Genomic DNA, 18,950 nt, shown 5'->3' with positions numbered 1-18,950 from the left:
GCGGTAGTTCAGTCGGTTAGAATACCGGCCTGTCACGCCGGGGGTCGCGGGTTCGAGTCCCGTCCGCTGCGCCATATCTGTTTCAAGGACCACTGAACGCCTTGAAACACCGAAAGCAACCGCTGGTTGATTCGGCATCGATAGCAAAGACCCTGGTCGAAAGACCGGGGTTTTTTGTGTCTGAAATTTGACCTTTCCCAAATTCCTCCTCTGAAATCCAGCGATGATCGTCAGTCGTGGCTCGTTCGATGCCGCCCGGCAATCTCCCCTGCGTCCATGGGTCGCTGCGATGCGATGCCGCATTGATTTTTGATTCTTTGGTCAAATTTTTGTAACTGGTTGTTTGCTGCGAGCGCAGAAACCTTTAAAGTTAACCTTTCGGTCAGCTTTGCACTGTCATCACGCCCTTTGTTTAGCCAAAAAGGGCTTCTGCAAGACTCGAGATTCCCAGTAGATAACCAGAAGGGCGGATCCATAACCGCCCAGAGGATGATCCATGTCCAACCGTGAAATATCCCGGCGCTCGTTCCTTCAGGGCGGGCTGGTGGCGGGTGTGAGCGTTACGCTCACGCCGCTCAGCAGTCAGGCGCTGGCTGCCTTGATGGAAAACAGCGTGACCGTGCCGTCCGAGCAGTGGCTCGGCAACAACGGCAAGGCGCGCCAGCGTAACGATGCCTTGTCCAAGGTCTGCGGCAGCAAGGTGTTTGCCCGTGACATCCGCTCCAAGGACATGCCGGGCTGGCCCCGGCAGCAAGGCCACGCCATGTTGCTGAAAACCATCAAGGCCGACCGCATCTACGACGGTTACGACCTGTCGTGGCTCGGCGCCGATCTGCAGCCTGATCGTATCGTGACCGCCGCCGACCTGGACAAGGACGGCATCGTGTTCCCGGAAGAGCACGCGCCGGATCCGCTGCTGCCGGAAGGCAAGGTGCCGATGTTCATCGGTCACCCGGTCGCGATCCTGATCTGGAACGACTTCGAGCGTTTCCGCCAGGCCAAGAACAAACTCAAATTCAATGACAAAGCGATTCGTTACGGTGCGCAAGTACCGTTCTACGAAGGCGATCCCTATGGCAGTTTCCGCTACGTGCGCGTCGGTGGCCCGACGTCGGCGGACGAGGACGAGTTCGCCAGCCTCAAGGACTCGATCCTGTTCCCGATGCTGAAGAACCGTCGCCCGGTGTGGAATTCCCAGCCGAATCTGCACGGCAACCTGACCGAGCGCGGCCTGTTCTACGCCGACCGCATGAAAAAAGAGATCGACACCCCGCCGGACAACTGGCTGGTTTTCGACGAGCGCTACAAAACCCCGTCGATCGAACCGGCCGCGATGGAGCCGGACAACGGCAACGGCTGGTACGACCCGGCGACCAAGACCCTGCATTTCGTCGTCGCCACTCAGTGCCCGCTGGAAACCGCCACCGAGACCGCGAAGATGATCGGGCCGTCGCGTTTTGGTCTAGCGAACCTGAACATGCACCCGGGCTATACCGTCGGTTACGGCTCCAAGGACCACAACATTTTCGTCTACTACGCGGCCCTGGCGGCGTTGTACGGCGCGGGTGTGCCGATTCGTCTGGCCAACGACCGTTACGAGCAGTTCCAGAGCGGCATCAAGCGCCACCCGTTCGACATTCGCTACCAGTTGGCAGTGGACAAGACCGATCACAGCTTCAAGATTTTCCGTGCCGAGATGAGCGTCGACGGTGGCGGTCGGATCAACTACAGCCCGTCGGTGGCCGCCGTTGGCGCTACTGCGGCGCAGTCGATCTACTACATGCCGCAGAACGACCTGCAGGTCACCGCTTACCATTCCCGCGCCGTTGAGGCGGGTTCGATGCGCGGTTACGGCACGCTGCAGAGCATGGCCTCCACCGAGATGATGGTCGACGAAATCGCCGATCGCCTTGGTGTCGATGCCATCGATCTGCGCCGCAAGAACGCGCTGCGTTCGGGGATGAAAAACACCCAGGGCGCGATCCCGGCCGGTGCGTTGCGCCTGCACGAGATTCTCGACAAGGCTTCGCTGCACGAAGTCTGGAAAAACCGCGACGCGATCAAGAAGCAGCGCGAAGCGGCAGACCCGGACAACTGGTATGGCGTGGGTTTCGCCATTTGCCAGAAAGACTTCGGCACCGGTTCCGAAGCGCCGATGGCCAGCATCGAGTTCACCGCTGACGGGCGCATTTCCCTGCGTCACATCGGCATCGAGATCGGCACCGGCATGTCCACCTCGCAAGCGTTGGTGGTGGCTGATTTCCTCGGCAGCGCGGCTCACGACGTGAAGACCGGCGAAACCGAGTGGGACGAAATGCAGCTGGTGACCGCCGGCAACCCTTACATCATGAGCCAGGCCGAGCAGGACAACTTCCTGCGCAATCCACGCTGGGTCGGCAAGCTGGCATCGGCCTCGTCCGCGACCAACTCCGCCTACTACTTCAGCCACGCCACCCGTGAAGCGGCGCGCGTGCTGTTCAACCACGGTCTGTGGCCGGCGGCGCTGGAGATCTGGCGTCAAGGCCCTTACGGCGGTCAGGCCAACCCTTACGTGGTGCGTCGCGAAGATGCGCACTGGGTCGACGGCAAACTGACGGCCAACGGCATGCAGCCGCTGACCTTCGAAGAGCTGGCCAAGCGTGCTCACGAGCGCGGTCTGGTCACTGGCGCCACGGTTCACGGTTTCAACCGCTGGAGCTGGGCAGAAGCCGAGTACAGCATCGACGGCGTGCGCGAGCGTCTGCCGCTCGACGGTCTGGCGGTGAAGTACGGTGACGGCGCCCCTAAGGCGAAGAAAGCGCAGATGACCAGCGCCGGTTTCCACCTGCTGGACCGGCAGAACATCGCCTATCCGGTGGTTCAGTTGAACAACGCCGCCGTGACTTACTACAGCCCGGTCGCAACGCTGGTCGAGTTGAAGGTCAACAAAGGTTCGGCGGAAGTCGAAGTGCTCAATCATCACTCGTGGCTGGAATGCGGCCGGGTGCTGGTCGAAGAACTGGTTCGTGGTCAGCTCGAAGGCGGGATCGCCATGGGCATCGGTCACGCCTTGATGGAAGAGATGCCGCTGTACGAAGGCGGGCCGGGGGAGGGTGACTGGAACTTCAACCGTTATCGCCTGCCGATGGCGCGCCATGTGGCGGTGTGGAAGCAGACGTCGGAAATCCTGCCGCCGCTGTCCCCGAGCGACCCGTCCAAAGGCATCGCCGAAGTGGTGATGATCCCGGTGGTCGGTGCCATCGGTAACGCCGTGGCCCACGCCATCGGTAAACGTGTTCGCGATCTGCCAATCACTGCTGCGCGCATCAAGGAGGCCCTCAATGGCTAACCGTCCGCTTCAACTGACCCTCAACGGTCAATCCGTCGGCCCGGTGGACATCCCTGATGACCTGCCGATGATCGATTACCTGCACGAATACAAAAACCTCACCGGTTCGCGCCTGGGCTGCGGCCAGGGCATCTGCCACGCCTGCGTGGTGATCGTCGACAACCCGGACGGCACCAGCGAAGAAGTGCGCACCTGCATCACCGGCGCGCATTACTTCGAGGGCAAGAAGGTCCGCACCATCGAAGGCCACGCCAAGCGTGACGAGCAAGGCCAGGTCACCGAGCTGAACCCGATCCAGCAGCGCTTCGTCGACGAATTCGCCTTCCAGTGCAGCTACTGCGCACCGGGCTTCGTCAACGCCGCGACCGTGCTGGTGGAAAAGCTGCAACGCCAGCCGATCGTCAAAAGCAAACTGGAACAAGTCATCGAGGACAGCCTCGGCCATCACGTCTGCCGTTGCACCGGGTACGTGCGTTACTACAACGCCACCCGCAACGTGCTGACCGATCTCGGCCTGGTCAAGGAGGGTTAAGCATGAAGCAATTACTGACCCGCCTGACCCTGGCGGTCGGGCTGGCTGCGCCTGTGTTGGCGGTGCACGCGGATGATCAGGTCAAGCGCGGCGAATACCTCGCCCGCGCGGCTGACTGCATGGCGTGTCACACGGCGCCCGGCGGCGCGCCGTTTGCCGGCGGCCTGCCGATCGTGTCGCCGTTCGGCACGATCTACGGCACCAACATTACTCCAAGCAAAGAGCACGGCATCGGTTTGTACAACGACGACGAGTTTTTCGCTGCGCTGACTGAAGGCAAGCGTCGTGACGGCGCGAACCTCTATCCGGCGATGCCGTACACCTCGTATCACTTGATGCCGCGTGCGGATTCGGATGCGATTCACGCGTATCTGAAAACCATCGAGCCAATCGAGCGTGCAGCGCCGGTGACCAGTCTGAGCTTCCCGTTCAACGTGCGTCCGGGCTTGATCGGCTGGAACATGATGTACGGCAAAGCCTTGAAGCTCGAATCTGCCGAAGGCAAAAGCGATGCCTGGAAGCGCGGCCAGTACATGGTCGAAGTGCTTGGCCATTGCGGCGAATGCCATACGCCACGCGGCCTGCCGGGCGCGATGCAACTGGACAAGCGCCTGACTGGCGGCATTCTCAACGGCTATCTGGCACCGAGCCTGCTGGCGACGGACCTGGCGGCGCGCGGCTGGAATCATCAGGACCTGAGCACGTTCCTCAAGCACGGCATGAGCGCCCAGGGCACGATGTTCAACGAGATGTTCCCGGTGTTCCACAACAGCACTCAGGGTCTGAATGATCCGGATCTGGCGGCGATGGCGACTTTCCTGCTGGGCGACAAGCCTCCAGCGGCGAAAGAACTGACCGAAGTGCCGGTGGAAAAACTCAGTGCCAGCGCTCAACGCGGCCGTCAGGAATACTTGAACGTCTGCGCCGGCTGTCACGCGGCCGGTGGCGAGGGTAAGCCGCACATCGCGGTGGCCATGCGCGGCAACACCACGCTGCGTCTGGAAGACCCGCGCAACCTGTTGCGAGTGGTCGAGGATGGCATCGGCGAACAGAAATTCGCCGGGTTCGAACACATGCAGCCGATGCCGGGTTTTGCCGACAAGCTCAGTGCTGAACAACTGACTGATCTGCTGAACTACCTGCGTCAGGGTTGGGGTGGTCAGTCGGCTGAGTTGGCGGTGGGCGACGTGCAGAAGCTTCAGGCTGACGCCCCGTCCATCGAGCACAAGGCGCACTGATCATGCAGCATCTCGATCTGCAGGTTGTGCGGCGGGCGCTGGAGTGGTCGACAGCGGGGCAGCGCATCTGGCTCTGCACCGTGCTGACCACCTACGGCTCGGCGCCTCGCGCGCCGGGTTCACTGCTGGCGGTGAACGATGGCGGGCAGTGGGTCGGGTCGCTGTCCGGTGGCTGCGTTGAGGAAGACTTTCTCGAGCGCGTCGCCGAAGGTGCGTTTCTCGATGCGATCAATGTCGTGCGTTATGGCGAAGGTGACGATCCGCGTTCGCGGGTCAGCCTGCCGTGCGGCGGCATTCTCGATGTGCTGGTAGAGAAATTTGACGCCGGCTGCGAGGTGCAGGCGCACCTGCGTGAACTGGAATCGGCGTTGCTGGGGCAGCGCCGGTTGATTCGCGAGGTCGATCTGACCACGGGCGCGCGTAGCCTGTTTGCGGATCGTGAACAGGGTGCGCGGATCGAGCGTGAGATCGACCGGGTGCGGATCCGCATCGGCGCTGCCCAGCGTTTGTTGCTGGCGGGCTATTCCAGCGTGGCGCAGGCGTGTGCGGAATTCGCGGTCGGTCTCGGTTTCGAAGTGATTCTCTGCGACCCGCGCGATGAGGTGCTGGAAGGCGTGGTGCTCAATGGCGTGGAGATCCGCCGGCAGTTGCCGTCGGTGTTTATCGCCGATGGCGGTTGCCACCGTGATACGGCGGTGGTGGCGTTGACCCATGATCCGCGCATCGACGATCTGGCGATGATGGAAGCCGTGCGCACCGAAGCGTTCTACATTGGCGTAATGGGCTCGCAGCAGACATCGCAGAAGCGCTTCGAGCGTTTGCGCCGGATTGGCGGTCTGGGTGAAAGCGAGCTGGGGCGGATTCATGCGCCGATCGGTCTTAACCTTGGCAGCAAGACGCCGGCGGAAATTGCTTTGGCGGTGCTCGCGGATATTCTGCGGATTCGCAGCGGGATTGCGCGGGATCAGTTGTGATTGATGTTGGATGTAAAAAGGGCCGCTTTTCAGCGGCCCTTTTTTTCGCTCATCAGAAACCGAGCTTGTCGCGCAATCCGTAGTACCACGCGCCCAGCGCGGCGAACGGTGTTCGCAGCAGTTGCCCGCCGGGGAACGGGTAGTGCGGCAGGTCGGCGAACGCATCGAAGCGCTCGGCTTGTCCGCGCAGTGCCTCGGCCAAAACCTTGCCGGCCAGATGCGTGTACGTCACGCCGTGGCCGCTGCAACCCTGGGAGTAATAGATGTTGTCGCCCAGGCGTCCGACCTGAGGCAGGCGCGACAGGGTCAGCAGGAAATTGCCGGTCCAGGCGTAGTCGATCTTCACATCCTTGAGCTGCGGGAAGGCCTTGAGCATTTTCGGGCGGATAATCGCTTCGATGTTTGCCGGATCCCGCGCGCCATACACCACACCGCCGCCGAAGATCAGACGCTTGTCGCCAGTGAGGCGATAGTAGTCGAGCAGGTAATTGCAGTCTTCGACGCAGTAGTCCTGCGGCAGCAGGGATTTCGCCAGCTCATCGCCCAGTGGCTCGGTGGTGATGACCTGAGTGCCGCATGGCATCGATTTGGCCGCCAGTTCCGGCACCAGATTGCCGAGGTAGGCGTTGCCGGCGACGATGATGAATTTGGCTCGGACCTTGCCCTGCGGTGTATGCACGACCGGGTTGGCTCCGCGTTCGATGCGCACGGCCGGCGACTGTTCATAGATAGTGCCACCCAGGGATTCCACGGCGGCGGCTTCGCCCAGCGCCAGGTTAAGCGGGTGGATGTGGCCGCCGCTCATGTCGAGCATGCCGCCGACGTATTGATCGCAGGCCACCACTTCGCGGATGCGGCGTTGATCGAGCAGTTCCAGTTGGGTATGGCCGAAGCGTTCCCACAAGCGTTTCTGCGATTCCAGGTGGCCCATTTGCTTGGCGGTGAGGGCGGCGAATACGCCACCGTCCTTCAGGTCGCACTGAATGTTGTACTTGCTGACGCGCTCACGAATGATCCGGCCGCCCTCGAACGCCATCTGCCCGAGCAGTTGCGCCTGTTTCGGGCCGACGCTGCGTTCGATCACGTCGATGTCACGGCTGTAGCTGTTGACGATTTGCCCGCCATTGCGCCCCGAGGCGCCAAAGCCAACCTTGGCGGCTTCCAGCACGGTCACGCGAAAACCGTTCTCCAGCAGGAACAGGGCCGAGGAAAGTCCCGTATAACCAGCGCCGATCACACAGACATCCGTCTCCACGTCATCCTGCAGCGCAGGGCGTGGCGGTACGGCGTTGGCCGATGCAGCGTAATAAGACTCTGGGTAAGGGGTGTTCGCCATCCTGCAGCCTCTGTTTAATATATTTTACGAGTGCAGCGATCCTACCCCAGTTGAAAAACCTCCGCCAGCCACCGGGAAATCTTCTTGCGGCAGGTCGAAATTAAATATTTTGCATATTCATAGGGTTAGGTGAAAAAAAGGTGTTGACACCCCTCCGGAATTCCGTAGAATGCCGCCTCACAGCAGGCACGTAGCTCAGTTGGTTAGAGCACCACCTTGACATGGTGGGGGTCGTTGGTTCGAGTCCAATCGCGCCTACCAAACAAAATCCGCTCTGCTGGGCGGTCTGGAAGGGCTCACCGAAAGGTGGGCCCTTTTTTGTTGTCTGCGATTTGCAGAGCCTTTGCACATTTTGGTTTGGTCGAGCGCAGCTACACTTCGGCACATTTGCTGGAGTTTATTTATGAGTCGCCAATTCAGGCGTGCCAGCCCAGGCGATATCGAAAGCCTGTTGAGGATTGATCCTTTCGCTGAAAAAGATTGCTACCGTCGCGAATACATCGCGAGGGCCGTTGGGGCGGGGGAGTGCTGGGTAGTCTGCGAGACTGGCGATCCCGGTGTTCCCCTCGGCTACGGATGTCTGGATCGAAGCTTTTTTGGAGAGTTGTTCATACCTCTCGTGGTCGTCTCCAGTGCGAACAGGCGTTCCGGAATGGGGCGACAAATCGTGAACGGTCTGGAGCAACATGCTTGTGCAGAAAAGATCTTCACGTCGACCAATACGTCCAACTTGCCGATGCGACAACTGCTGACCAATCTTGGATATCAGCACAGCGGAATGGTGGAGAACCTTGATCCGGGGGATCCCGAGCTCATTTTTGTAAAATTCTTGAGCCGTGCGCGTATTGATCGCGATGGATTCTGATCCATTCGTCGCCGGGTTTCGCGATCGCCCTTCTAAATAGTGTGGATATTTAATGGGTTACGGATTTTATTAACCATTCGGTTATCAAAAATACGTTGTTACATACTGGAAAAATCAGTAATATCCGCCCCGCGTTCACCACCACGGTTTATGCATTTTTAAATCCCAAGCTTCCATCAGCTGCTTGGGATTTTTTTTGCCCGCGATTTGCCTTTCCCGCACCTCTGCCCAGCCTCTCGTCTCGCCCGCTCCTGTTTTCCGGGAGGGGTGACAGGCAAGCCCGCATTTTTTCGACTACTACTGTCAGGCTGATTTCAACTCTGCCGGACAGGAGTTCATCGATGCTGGTTCATTGGTTTCTTGCGGCGATTAATTTACTGGCGTTTGCCATGGGCTTCTGGGCGGTGTTGACGCGTGGGACGGCTTTCAGTCGCCTGGCGTCCGGCTCCGGTGATGTCGGGCGCGTGCTGCTTGCCGACAATCTATGGGGGCTTTCGGCGCTGGTGTTGCTCATCACCGGTGGCATGCGCGCCTTCGGAGGTTATGAGAAGGGAACCGACTACTACCTGCATCAGCCGCTGTTTCATCTGAAGATGACGTTGTTTGTGCTGATTCTGCTTCTGGAGCTTGTGCCGATGATCACCCTGATCAAGTGGCGCGTGGCCAAGACGCGCGGCACTGTCCCTGACACAGGACGAGCAAGGGTGTTCGCACGGATCAGTCATGCCGAGGCGCTGCTGTTGATATTGATGGTCGTGGCGGCCGCCGGGATGGCGCGTGGCGTCACATTCGGCTAGGCGGGCGAGATTCCCGACCGCTATTCGGAAATGTCCGACAGCCAGCCCATTGAATGACGGTTAGTATCGGTTGCGAGAAGGGTTAAGGCAGGAAGGGGCGTGGCACGCGCCGTCACCAAGGAGGTGGGGGAATGGCAATACGGCGCTTGAATCTTTAGCCAGTCATTGCGCGCAGGCAAACGAACTGGCTACTGACTGCGATAGGGCTCAGGGCGTTTGTGGCTTGTCCGGTGCGGTCAGGCCAGCCTGGATGCGCTGGTAGATTTCTTCCCGATGCACTGCAACGTTCTTCGGAGCATTGATGCCGATTCGAACTTGCTGGCCGCTGACGCCGAGAATGGTGATCGTGATGTCATCACCAATGTTTATGCTTTCACCGACTTTGCGGGTGAGTATCAGCATGGTCTTCTCCTTGATTGCTTTGTAGGGCACCTGATTCAGACAGTGCAGAGGTCGGTGGTACGTATAGATTAGTGCGAAGTCTTACAGTTTGGGTGCCTCTTTCTGACGCGCAGCAGCGGCATTAATTCCCAGCGCGTAACTATACAGGGGCTGTCGGCATCAATCTCGTAGTTTTATGCCGCAATTTGCGGGGCTCGGAAAGTATTCTCGAATGTTAAGATCGCCGCTTTGAGAATTCAGAGGGAAGCGTTGTGCGCAAATTGGTCTGGGTAGTCGCGGCACTGGCATTGGCAGGATGTGGCGAAGGCAAGAGCGTGGATGCGCAAAAGCCGAAACCGGCGGTGGTAACAGCGCCTGCTGCGGTGGGACCGCAGTGGGATCTCGAAGTGCGCGGTGAAACCCCTCAGGCCGTCAGCGACCTCAGCGGCTGGTTGATCGAGCATGGCTTTGTGGTCAGTGTCATCAAGGACGCCAGCGGCAAGACCCGGATCCTCCTCGGCCCTTTCAATTCGAAAGCTGACGCCGAGGCGCGCCAGGCGGATGTGAATGCGGCGCTGGTCAAGGCGAAGAAGCAGAACATCGAGACGCTGGTGATAGAGCGCACGGCGGCGCAATAAGGATCCATTCGGCGGAGCTGACTAAAGGGTGTCCCCCGTGATTCGTTTTTCAAGGAGTCACTGAAGATACCCAGAAGGAGCTCCGCATGGCCTCCGCCAATCCTTACAAATTGTTCGACGTCGTTTTGCGTCACAAGCAGCAGTTGAGCCCGCATCTCATGCGGATCACGCTCGCAAGCCCCGCGGTCACCGAGATGGCAACCTGGGCGCCGGATCAGCGAGTGAAGCTGTTTTTCCCGGCAGCCGACGGTTCACCCGCCAGGCTTTCTCAGGGCGAAGGGTGGTACGCCCGTTTTCGCTCGATGCTGGTTGATCGTCGCCCGGCGATGCGCACCTACACCATCCGTCATTTGCGCGCCGAAGCGGGCGAAGTCGATATCGATTTCGTCCTGCACGGCGAGACCGGTCCAGCCTCCCGTTGGGCGTTGCGAGCGCAGCCTGGCGAATCAATGCAGATTTTGGCCCCCGACAGCCGATTTTCGGCACAAGAGGCGGGGGGATTTGAATGGAGGCCACCGCAAACGCTCAAGCAACTTCTGTTGGTCGCCGACGCCACAGCGTTGCCGGCCGCCATGGGGATTCTGGAAGAGCTGGCGGCACTGGCCGAGCCGCCGCAGACCCAGGCGTTTTTTGAAGTCGACAGTCGTGAAGACATGTTGGCAGTTCCTGACTGGCCCGGGCTTTCGGTGCAATGGCTGATCCGCGATCACGCAGCTGCCGGCACGTTGATGGTGGAAGCCGTGCGGCAGGCGACGTTGCCTGTCGATGCATCGCCGGTTGGGCAGGCGGTCGAACTGGCGGATGTCGACATCGAAGAAGAGATTCTTTGGGAGATCGCCGATTCGGCCAGCGAGGGATTCTATGGCTGGATCGCCGGAGAATCCGCTGCGGTCATGAGCCTGCGCAAATACCTGATCAAGGAGCGCGGCATCCCGCGCGAGTCACTCAATCTGATGGGCTACTGGCGTTACAACAAGTCCGGCGGTTGAGCACAAAAAAGGCCTTGAGTTTATCGCTCAAGGCCTTTTCTTTTGAGTAATCAATCAACCACAGGCTTTCAGGTTCACCGGGCCGACAAATTCGTTGCCGCGTCCCATCACGCACGCCACGCTCTGGTTGCGCTGACGTTCCCAGTCCTGCACCGGATAAGTCTTGTCCCAGGCTTCGTACAGTTGACGGTCCTGCTTCGACAAGCGCAAGCCGTATTGTTTGCTCATGTAAAAGTAGGTGCGGGCGATCATGCCGCGGATCGAAGGGCGGGGCATGACCTTCTTCGCCTTGAAGTCGACCTGGGTCAGGCAGGAGCCGTACTGACCTTTTTCGACCGGCAGCCAGCCGTAGCTGAAATTGCTGCGGTCGCCATTCACCTCGCCGATGCTCGGCACCAGGTTGTGCAGGTCGGCTTCGGCTTTCTGATAGCTCGGGTCGTAGCGGGTGCAGTTCTTGCGACCGCCTTCCTGCCAGCATTGACGCTGATGGCCGAACTGCCAGGCCGGAACAATGTGCTCCCATTCGATGCGGGACGCCCGCTTGGCGTTCTTGCGTGGGACGTAGCCGCAGGCGGCCAGATCGACCTTGTTGCCGGTGTATTTGCACCCGCAATAGAACTCGGTGGATTGTGGAGCGTACAGCTTCCAGGCGACCTTCTTGGCCTCGGTGAATGTACGCGGCGCGCCAGCTTGCGCACCCAGGGAAATGAACAGCAACAGCACAGCAGCAAAACGCAGAATCATTGAATCAATCTTCCTTCGGCACAACCCAGAAAATCTGTACGCCGCCATCGTCGCGGTAGGCGAGGGTGACGTTGTCGTTCTCGTCGATCTCTTCCAGCAAGCGCTCCCAGTCATCCACCGGCTCGTCCGGAAGGCGGAAGATCAGTGCGGCTTTGGCTTTTTGTGCGGTGGGGGAGTTGATGATTTTTTGAACGCGCATGCCCATGCGTTCGTAAGCGTCAGGAGCATCAGGGGAAGTGGCCACGAGGTTATCCTTATTGAGCTGTACGTGCATACAGTATTTAACTGTAGGCATTTTCGCAACTGCTTAAAATTCAAGAAAATCCTCTGACAGCGGTTTTCCGGTTTTGATGTCACTCAGGTGAAATTTTTCTTTGGAGGAGGCGCAAGCTTCACCCTCCGTCAAGTTGACGAAGGGTGAAGTCAGTGCCCGATCAGGAAAAGATCAGGCGAGGGTAAATCAGTATTCCCAGAACATCCGCTGCAGCTCTTTGCTGTCGTTGGTCTTGGTCAGCGCGACCATGGCCAGGATGCGGGCTTTCTGCGGGTTCAGGTCGTGAGCAACCACCCAGTCGTATTTGTCGTCGGGCTGTTCGGCGTTGCGCAGAACGAAACCACCGGCATTGACGTGAGACGAGCGAATGATCTGCACGCCGTCCTTGCGCAGCGCTTGCAGGGTCGGAACCACGCGGGAGGAAACCGAACCGTTGCCGGTACCGGCATGGATGATTGCCTTGGCGCCGGACTGGGCGAGGGCCTTGTAAGCCGTGTCACTGACATTGCCGTAGGAATAGGCGATTTCTACATCAGGAAGGCTCTTGATGTTTTTGATGTCGAATTCCGAATCCATGGTGTGGCGCTTGGCTGGCAGGCGGAACCAGTAAGATTTGCCTTCTACCACCATGCCGAGCGGGCCCCAGGCGCTTTTGAAGGCTTCGGTCTTGATGTTGATCATTTTGCTGACATCGCGACCCGACTGGATTTCATCGTTCAGGGTCACCAGTACGCCTTTGCCGCGAGCTTCTTTGCTGCTGGCGACGGCCACGGCGTTGTACAGGTTCAGCATGCCGTCCGCCGACATGGCGGTGCCCGGGCGCATGGAGCCGACGACGATGATCGGCTTGTCGGTTTTTTCCACCAGGTTCAGGAAGTACGCGGTCTCTTCCAGGGTGTCGGTGCCGTGTGTGATGACGATGCCATCGACGTCTTTGCTGTCGGCCAGTTCGGAAACACGACGACCCAGTTGCAGGAGGTTTTCGTTGGTGATGCTTTCCGAGGCGATTTGCATGACCTGTTCGCCGCGCACATTGGCCAGCGTGCTCAGTTCGGGAATGCCGGCGATCAATTGTTCGATGCCCACTTTCGCAGCCTGATAGGTCGCACTGTTGGCAGCGCTGGCGCCGGCGCCGGCAATGGTGCCGCCGGTGGCCAGTACCACTACGTTGGCCAACTTGGCCTGGGTTTCAGCTTCTTTTGCCTGGAGGGCGGTTGGCAGGAGCAGCAGGAGGGCCAAAGCGCCCGGAACGAAACTCTTCAAAGCAGATGTCATTATTTTTCTCTCTAGTAGTGAGACGGTGCTGATGCAGGTTCATCTAGATGCGCCCCGGGCCGATCTGAATGCCAGGGGTGCAGGGAGGGAGCAGGATCTGTACCAGTCGTACTCTGCTGCAGAGAAATGTTTAACCTTATGATTTAAATCAAGATTTATTCGAAGAGTGGCTGTGAATCTCCCTCGCTCATCCGGGTTTCCGAACACGGGATGTTTTCTCGTTCGGCTCACCGAAAAGGACTACGAGCCTCGTCCACAGACTGAACTGGCTGCTTTCCAGATCTCTGCTAAAGAAAACGGCGCGCTGGCCGATGCGCCTTGATAGGGATCCAATTTTTCAGGAGTTAAAATGTCATTGACTATCGGTTTGCCAAATCCCGGCGCGGTCACTATCGGCGGAAAAACGGCTGCTACGATCAATGCCCTGAGCGAGGCGAACGAGCAAGCATCGGCCGAGGCGCTGGGTAAAGATGCGGGCGAAACCAAGCAAGTCAGAACCGGTGGCGGTCCCGTGCAGGAAGAGGCACCGGCCGAGAGCAGTGGCAATCAAAGCATCACGATAAAAATACTGCTCAAACGGATGAAGGAATTGCAGCAGCAATTGCAGGAGCAGCAACAGCAATTGGCTGCCGCGCAGGCAGCGAGTTATCCGACCGATGAAGCCAAGACGACAGTGGTGATGTCGATTCAGGGGCAGATCGCAGACACCAACGCAGCCCTCATGGAAGTGGCCGGCAACCTGGTTCGTGAGATGGCCAAGGGTTCTGGCAGCGGCGGTGTGATCAACACGACCGCATAGGAAAAGGGGCGATGACGGTTATTCGCCCTACAAAAAAAGCAGATCTTCAGTCGTTGACAAATGTCGGCAGGATTCGCATAGTTCGGTCTACGCAAACGTTTGCGCGCTCTTCGCGATGGATTGAATTATCGTGGGGTGCAGCGAGCTTACGCCAGCGCAAGCGTTGCTCACAATAATCATAAGATCGGAGTGAACCCATGAAGCTGCCATTCGCTAGACGTCTTCTTGCTGTCGCCATGCTGGCTGCCGCATCCGCCGCACTGCCTGTCTCTTCGGCTTTCGCCGAATCCCCTGAAAAACCCAAAGTCGCCCTGGTCATGAAATCCCTGGCCAACGAATTCTTCCTGACCATGGAAGACGGCGCCAAGGCCTACCAGAAAGAACATTCCGCCGATTTCGACCTGATCTCCAACGGCATCAAGGACGAAACCGACACGGCGGGGCAGACGCGCATCGTCGAGCAGATGATTCTGGCGAAGGTCAACGCACTGGTCATCGCACCGTCTGATTCCAAGGCGATGGTGCCGGTGATCAAGAAGGCCGTCGATGCCGGTATCACCGTGATCAACATCGACAACCAGCTCGATCCGGCTGTGATCAAAAGCAAGAACATCAGCGTTCCGTTCGTAGGCCCGGACAACCGCAAAGGCGCGCGTCTGGTGGGCGAGTACCTGGCCAAGCAACTGAAGGCCGGTGACGAAGTCGGCATCATTGAAGGCGTCTCCACGACGACCAACGCCCAGCAACGTACCGCTGGCTTCAAGGATGCGATGGAAGCTGCACAGATCAAGGTTGTCTCCCTGCAGTCCGGCGATTGGGAAATCGACAAGGGCAACAAGGTGGCCGCTTCGATTCTCAGCGAGTACCCGGACGTCAAAGCGCTGCTGGCCGGTAACGACAGCATGGCCGTGGGCGCCGTTTCCGCCGTGCGTGCTGCCGGCAAGGCCGGTCAGGTGAAGGTTGTCGGTTACGACAACATCAATGCCATCAAGCCGATGCTGAAGGACGGCCGCGTTCTGGCGACTGCCGATCAGTACGCCGCGAAGCAGGCGGTGTTTGGCATCGAGACCGCGCTGAAAATCATCAAGGGCGAGAAAGTCGACAGTGGTGCGAACGGCGTGATCGAAACGCCGGTCGAGCTGGTCACCCAGTAAGTCCTTTGGCGACACAACGGCGCTCGTCCGTCCGGACGAGCGCATGGAGATTTTTATGTCAGTTTCCGCTCCGAACGCTGTCCTCTCGGTCAGCGGTATCGGCAAGACCTATGCGCAACCGGTTCTGACCGGCATCGACCTGACGTTGATGCGCGGTGAAGTGCTGGCGCTGACCGGTGAGAACGGTGCCGGCAAAAGCACCCTGTCGAAGATTATCGGCGGGCTGGTCACACCTACCACCGGCCAGATGCAGTTCCAGGGCAAGGACTATCGCCCCGGCAGCCGCACACAGGCTGAAGAGCTGGGTGTGCGCATGGTCATGCAAGAGCTCAATCTGCTACCGACGCTTTCGGTGGCGGAGAACCTGTTCCTCGACAATCTGCCGAGCAACGGTGGCTGGATCAGCCGCAAGCAACTGCGCAAGGCCGCCATCGAAGCCATGGCTCAAGTCGGCCTCGACGCCATCGACCCGGACACACTGGTCGGCGAGCTGGGCATCGGTCACCAGCAAATGGTCGAGATCGCTCGCAACCTGATCGGCGATTGTCATGTGCTGATCCTCGACGAACCGACCGCGATGCTGACCGCCCGCGAAGTCGAGATGTTGTTCGAGCAAATCACCCGGTTGCAGGCGCGTGGCGTCTCGATCATCTACATCTCCCACCGCCTCGAAGAACTGGCCCGGGTCGCACAGCGCATTGCCGTGCTGCGCGACGGCAACCTGGTTTGCGTCGAGCCGATGGCCAATTACAACAGCGAGCAACTGGTCACCCTGATGGTCGGTCGCGAGCTGGGCGAGCATATCGATCTGGGGGCTCGCAACATCGGCGCGCCGGCCCTGACGGTCAAAGGCCTGACCCGCTCCGACAAAGTGCGCGACGTGTCCTTTGAAGTACGCGCCGGTGAGATTTTCGGCATCTCGGGTCTGATCGGGGCAGGGCGCACCGAACTTTTACGGCTGATCTTCGGCGCCGATGTCGCGGACAGCGGCACGGTGGCACTCGGTTCGCCGGCAAAAGCGGTGAGCATCCGCTCGCCTGTCGATGCGGTGCGCAATGGCATCGCCTTGATCACCGAAGATCGCAAGGGCGAAGGACTGCTGCTGAGTCAGTCGATCAGCGCCAATATTGCCCTGGGCAACATGCCGGAAATTTCCAGCGGCGGGTTCGTCAACAACGGCGATGAAACGAAGCTTGCGCAGCGGCAGATCGACGCCATGCGCATCCGCAGTTCCAGCCCGACGCAGTTGGTGTCGGAACTGTCCGGCGGCAATCAGCAAAAGGTGGTGATCGGTCGTTGGCTCGAGCGCGACTGTTCGGTGCTGCTGTTCGACGAGCCGACTCGCGGTATCGATGTCGGCGCCAAGTTCGATATTTATGCCTTGCTCGGCGAACTGACCCGGCAGGGCAAGGCGCTGGTCGTGGTGTCCAGCGATTTGCGCGAGCTGATGCTGATCTGCGACCGCATTGGTGTGTTGTCGGCGGGGCGCCTGATCGACACGTTCGAGCGCGACAGCTGGACCCAGGATGACTTGCTTGCCGCCGCGTTCGCCGGCTACCAGAAACGTGATGCGTTGCTCAACGAAGCAGCGCCTAGGGATCTCCCATGAAAACTGCATCTTCCGCCGGCAAATCCAGTGGCAATTTCTACGGCCTCGGCACTTACCTGGGCCTGGCCGGCGCGTTGCTGGCAATGATTGCGCTGTTCTCGGTCATGAGCAGCCATTTCCTGTCGTACAACACCTTCAGCACCCTGGCCAACCAGATTCCCGACCTGATGGTTCTGGCAGTGGGCATGACGTTCGTCCTGATCATCGGCGGGATCGACCTGTCGGTTGGTTCGGTGCTGGCGCTCGCAGCCTCCACTGTCAGCGTGGCAATCCTGGGCTGGGGCTGGAGCGTATTGCCGGCGGCCTTGCTGGGGATGGCCGTTGCGGCGTTGGCCGGCACCGTTACCGGTTCGATTACCGTGGCGTGGCGAATTCCGTCGTTCATCGTGTCGCTCGGTGTGCTGGAGATGGCCCGTGGCCTGGCCTATCAGATGACCGGTTCGCGCACGGCCTACATCGGTGACTCCTTCGCCTGGCTGTCGAACCCGATCGCCTTCGGCATTTCGCCGTCGTTCATCATTGCTTTGCTGGTCATTATCATCGCTCAGGCCGTTCTGACCCGTACCGTGTTCGGTCGCTACCTGATCGGCATTGGCACCAACGAAGAAGCGGTGCGGCTGGCGGGCATCAATCCCAAGCCCTACAAGATCCTGGTGTTCAGCCTGATGGGCCTGCTTGCCGGCATTGCGGCGCTGTTCCAGATTTCGCGGCTGGAAGCGGCCGACCCGAATGCTGGTTCAGGCCTTGAGTTGCAAGTCATCGCTGCGGTGGTGATCGGCGGCACCAGCCTGATGGGCGGCCGTGGTTCGGTGATCAGCACCTTTTTCGGTGTGTTGATCATCTCCGTGCTGGCGGCCGGTCTGGCGCAGATTGGCGCGACCGAGCCGACCAAGCGCATCATCACCGGTGCGGTGATCGTGATCGCCGTGGTGCTCGACACCTATCGCAGTCAACGCGCAAGCCGACGGGGCTGATAAATGGCAACGATCAAGGATGTGGCGGCACTTGCAGGAATTTCCTACACGACCGTGTCCCACGTAGTAAACAAGACCCGACCGGTAAGCGAAGAGGTGCGGCTCAAGGTCGAGGCGGCGATCGAGAGTCTCGACTATGTGCCGAGCGCGGTGGCCCGCTCGCTGAAAGCGAAAACCACCGCCACCATCGGCTTGCTGGTGCCTAACAGTCTCAACCCGTACTTCGCCGAGCTGGCGCGCGGGATCGAGGATTACTGCGAGCGTAACGGCTACTGCGTGATTCTCTGCAACTCCGACGACAACCCGGACAAGCAACGCAGCTACCTGCGGGTCCTGCTGGAAAAACGCATCGACGGCTTGATCGTCGCCTCGGCGGGTGGTGACAGCGGTCTGGCGCAAGGACTGGCGGGCGTGAAGACGCCGATGGTGATCGTCGACCGTGGGCTCGAAGGCGTGGATGCCGACCTGGTGCGCATCGATCACGAATATGGCGCGTACCTCGCGACGCGGCATTTGCTTGAACTCGGTCATCGCGATATCGCCACGATCGGTGGTCCGGCCAGCACCAGCGTCGCGCAAATGCGTCAGGCCGGTTTTGCTCGAGCGCTGAAAGAGGCGGGTGTTGAAGTATCCCCGTCGCGCATGCTGGAAAGCGACTTCACCAGCACCGGCGGTTACAACGCGGCTTCGGTCCTGCTTGAGCGCAACCCGCCGAGCGCGATTTTCGCCGGTAACGACATGATCGGCATTGGCGTGTTGCGAGCGGCGGCAGAACGTAACGTGCGCGTGCCCGCCGAGCTGTCGGTGATCGGCTTCGACGATATCCAGATGAGCCGTTACGTGTACCCAGCGTTGACGACCGTGGGCCAGTCGATCCTGCAACTGGGCGAGATGGCTGCGGAAGTATTGTTGCGAAGAATTGCCACCCCGGGTCTGGCGACGGATCAGCGGATCGTGACCCCGAGTATTGTCCTGCGCGAATCGACTGCACCGCTGTCCGGCGTGTTCACCGAATACCGCTGAAACGAATTGAAGAGTAGTGA

At 59.6% G+C, this 18,950-nt stretch carries 18 protein-coding genes and 1 tRNA gene; 14 read left to right on the top strand and 5 right to left on the bottom strand.

The features are described 5' to 3' along the window. Nucleotides 1-496: 496 nt before the first annotated feature. From AC1RT4_RS20260 to AC1RT4_RS20245, 4 genes are read left to right on the top strand one after another with little or no spacing between them, the layout of a single operon-like run. Nucleotides 497-3,328 (top strand): xanthine dehydrogenase family protein molybdopterin-binding subunit, encoded by a 2,832-nt coding sequence (locus AC1RT4_RS20260; RefSeq protein WP_493087381.1) that lies wholly within the window; start codon nt 497-499, stop codon nt 3,326-3,328. After that, nucleotides 3,321-3,860 carry a (2Fe-2S)-binding protein gene (locus AC1RT4_RS20255; RefSeq protein ID WP_007956473.1) on the top strand — a complete coding sequence of 180 codons (540 nt, stop codon included), beginning with the start codon at nt 3,321-3,323 and terminating at the stop codon, nt 3,858-3,860. Before AC1RT4_RS20260 ends, AC1RT4_RS20255 begins: the two co-directional genes overlap by 8 nt. A gap of 2 nt (nt 3,861-3,862) precedes the next feature. Beyond that, nucleotides 3,863-5,098: a c-type cytochrome gene (locus AC1RT4_RS20250; RefSeq protein ID WP_493087376.1), complete on the top strand. Its 1,236-nt coding sequence runs from the start codon at nt 3,863-3,865 to the stop codon at nt 5,096-5,098. Nucleotides 5,099-5,100: 2 nt separating this feature from the next. Then, nucleotides 5,101-6,072, top strand: coding sequence for an XdhC family protein (locus AC1RT4_RS20245; RefSeq protein WP_493087374.1), 972 nt, complete (start codon nt 5,101-5,103; stop codon nt 6,070-6,072). Between the two features lie 52 nt (nt 6,073-6,124). Here AC1RT4_RS20245 and AC1RT4_RS20240 read toward each other — a convergent pair whose 3' ends face one another. Continuing rightward, nucleotides 6,125-7,408, bottom strand: a complete 1,284-nt coding sequence (locus tag AC1RT4_RS20240) for an NAD(P)/FAD-dependent oxidoreductase (RefSeq protein WP_074687695.1) — start codon at nt 7,406-7,408, stop codon at nt 6,125-6,127. Between the two features lie 184 nt (nt 7,409-7,592). On the opposite strand from AC1RT4_RS20240, the gene AC1RT4_RS20235 reads away from it, so the two are divergent. The 3 genes from AC1RT4_RS20235 to AC1RT4_RS20225 all read left to right on the top strand — a co-directional run bounded on the left by AC1RT4_RS20235 (nt 7,593) and on the right by AC1RT4_RS20225 (nt 9,070). Next, nucleotides 7,593-7,669: transfer RNA gene (locus AC1RT4_RS20235), tRNA-Val, on the top strand. 142 nt (nt 7,670-7,811) lie between these two features. Further along, nucleotides 7,812-8,273, top strand: coding sequence for a GNAT family N-acetyltransferase (locus tag AC1RT4_RS20230; RefSeq protein ID WP_493087370.1), 462 nt, complete (start codon nt 7,812-7,814; stop codon nt 8,271-8,273). A gap of 341 nt (nt 8,274-8,614) precedes the next feature. Then, nucleotides 8,615-9,070, top strand: coding sequence for a DUF2214 family protein (locus AC1RT4_RS20225; RefSeq protein ID WP_493087366.1), 456 nt, complete (start codon nt 8,615-8,617; stop codon nt 9,068-9,070). Between the two features lie 207 nt (nt 9,071-9,277). Here AC1RT4_RS20225 and csrA read toward each other — a convergent pair whose 3' ends face one another. Then, nucleotides 9,278-9,472, bottom strand: a complete 195-nt coding sequence (csrA, locus tag AC1RT4_RS20220) for a carbon storage regulator CsrA (protein WP_003179932.1) — start codon at nt 9,470-9,472, stop codon at nt 9,278-9,280. Between the two features lie 251 nt (nt 9,473-9,723). Here csrA and AC1RT4_RS20215 point away from each other — a divergent pair, with 251 nt between their 5' ends. Beyond that, nucleotides 9,724-10,089, top strand: a complete 366-nt coding sequence (locus AC1RT4_RS20215; protein ID WP_493087364.1) for an SPOR domain-containing protein — start codon at nt 9,724-9,726, stop codon at nt 10,087-10,089. Between the two features lie 86 nt (nt 10,090-10,175). Then, nucleotides 10,176-11,078 carry a siderophore-interacting protein gene (locus AC1RT4_RS20210; protein ID WP_493087362.1) on the top strand — a complete coding sequence of 301 codons (903 nt, stop codon included), beginning with the start codon at nt 10,176-10,178 and terminating at the stop codon, nt 11,076-11,078. Between the two features lie 54 nt (nt 11,079-11,132). Here the strand turns inward: AC1RT4_RS20210 and AC1RT4_RS20205 are convergent, their stop codons facing one another. The 3 genes from AC1RT4_RS20205 to AC1RT4_RS20195 form a co-directional block, all read right to left on the bottom strand. Next, a complete protein-coding gene (locus AC1RT4_RS20205) occupies nt 11,133-11,822 on the bottom strand; it encodes an endonuclease (protein ID WP_085612799.1) in 690 nt (229 codons plus the stop codon). Nucleotides 11,823-11,826: 4 nt separating this feature from the next. After that, on the bottom strand, nt 11,827-12,096 hold the full coding sequence (locus AC1RT4_RS20200; protein ID WP_371857356.1) for a DUF1654 domain-containing protein: 270 nt from the start codon (nt 12,094-12,096) through the stop codon (nt 11,827-11,829). Nucleotides 12,097-12,282: 186 nt separating this feature from the next. Then, nucleotides 12,283-13,371 carry an asparaginase gene (locus AC1RT4_RS20195; protein ID WP_007956004.1) on the bottom strand — a complete coding sequence of 363 codons (1,089 nt, stop codon included), beginning with the start codon at nt 13,369-13,371 and terminating at the stop codon, nt 12,283-12,285. A 349-nt stretch (nt 13,372-13,720) separates the two neighbouring features. Between AC1RT4_RS20195 and AC1RT4_RS20190 the strand changes: the two genes are divergently transcribed. From AC1RT4_RS20190 to AC1RT4_RS20170, 5 genes are all read left to right on the top strand, one after another. Then, nucleotides 13,721-14,170 (top strand): hypothetical protein, encoded by a 450-nt coding sequence (locus AC1RT4_RS20190; protein WP_493087359.1) that lies wholly within the window; start codon nt 13,721-13,723, stop codon nt 14,168-14,170. A gap of 197 nt (nt 14,171-14,367) precedes the next feature. After that, nucleotides 14,368-15,324: a sugar ABC transporter substrate-binding protein gene (locus AC1RT4_RS20185; RefSeq protein WP_493087357.1), complete on the top strand. Its 957-nt coding sequence runs from the start codon at nt 14,368-14,370 to the stop codon at nt 15,322-15,324. Nucleotides 15,325-15,379: 55 nt separating this feature from the next. After that, nucleotides 15,380-16,933 carry a sugar ABC transporter ATP-binding protein gene (locus AC1RT4_RS20180; RefSeq protein ID WP_493087355.1) on the top strand — a complete coding sequence of 518 codons (1,554 nt, stop codon included), beginning with the start codon at nt 15,380-15,382 and terminating at the stop codon, nt 16,931-16,933. Further along, on the top strand, nt 16,930-17,907 hold the full coding sequence (locus tag AC1RT4_RS20175; protein WP_493087353.1) for an ABC transporter permease: 978 nt from the start codon (nt 16,930-16,932) through the stop codon (nt 17,905-17,907). Before AC1RT4_RS20180 ends, AC1RT4_RS20175 begins: the two co-directional genes overlap by 4 nt. A 3-nt stretch (nt 17,908-17,910) precedes the next feature. Continuing rightward, complete coding sequence (locus AC1RT4_RS20170; protein ID WP_493087351.1) at nt 17,911-18,930, top strand: LacI family DNA-binding transcriptional regulator; 1,020 nt, start codon at nt 17,911-17,913, stop codon at nt 18,928-18,930. Nucleotides 18,931-18,950 lie beyond the last annotated feature (20 nt).

It is taken from the genome of Pseudomonas sp. GW821-FHT11D10, assembly GCF_058808435.1.
The sequence above is the reverse complement of the archived record's forward strand: the minus strand, read 5'-3'. Positions and strand labels throughout refer to the sequence as shown.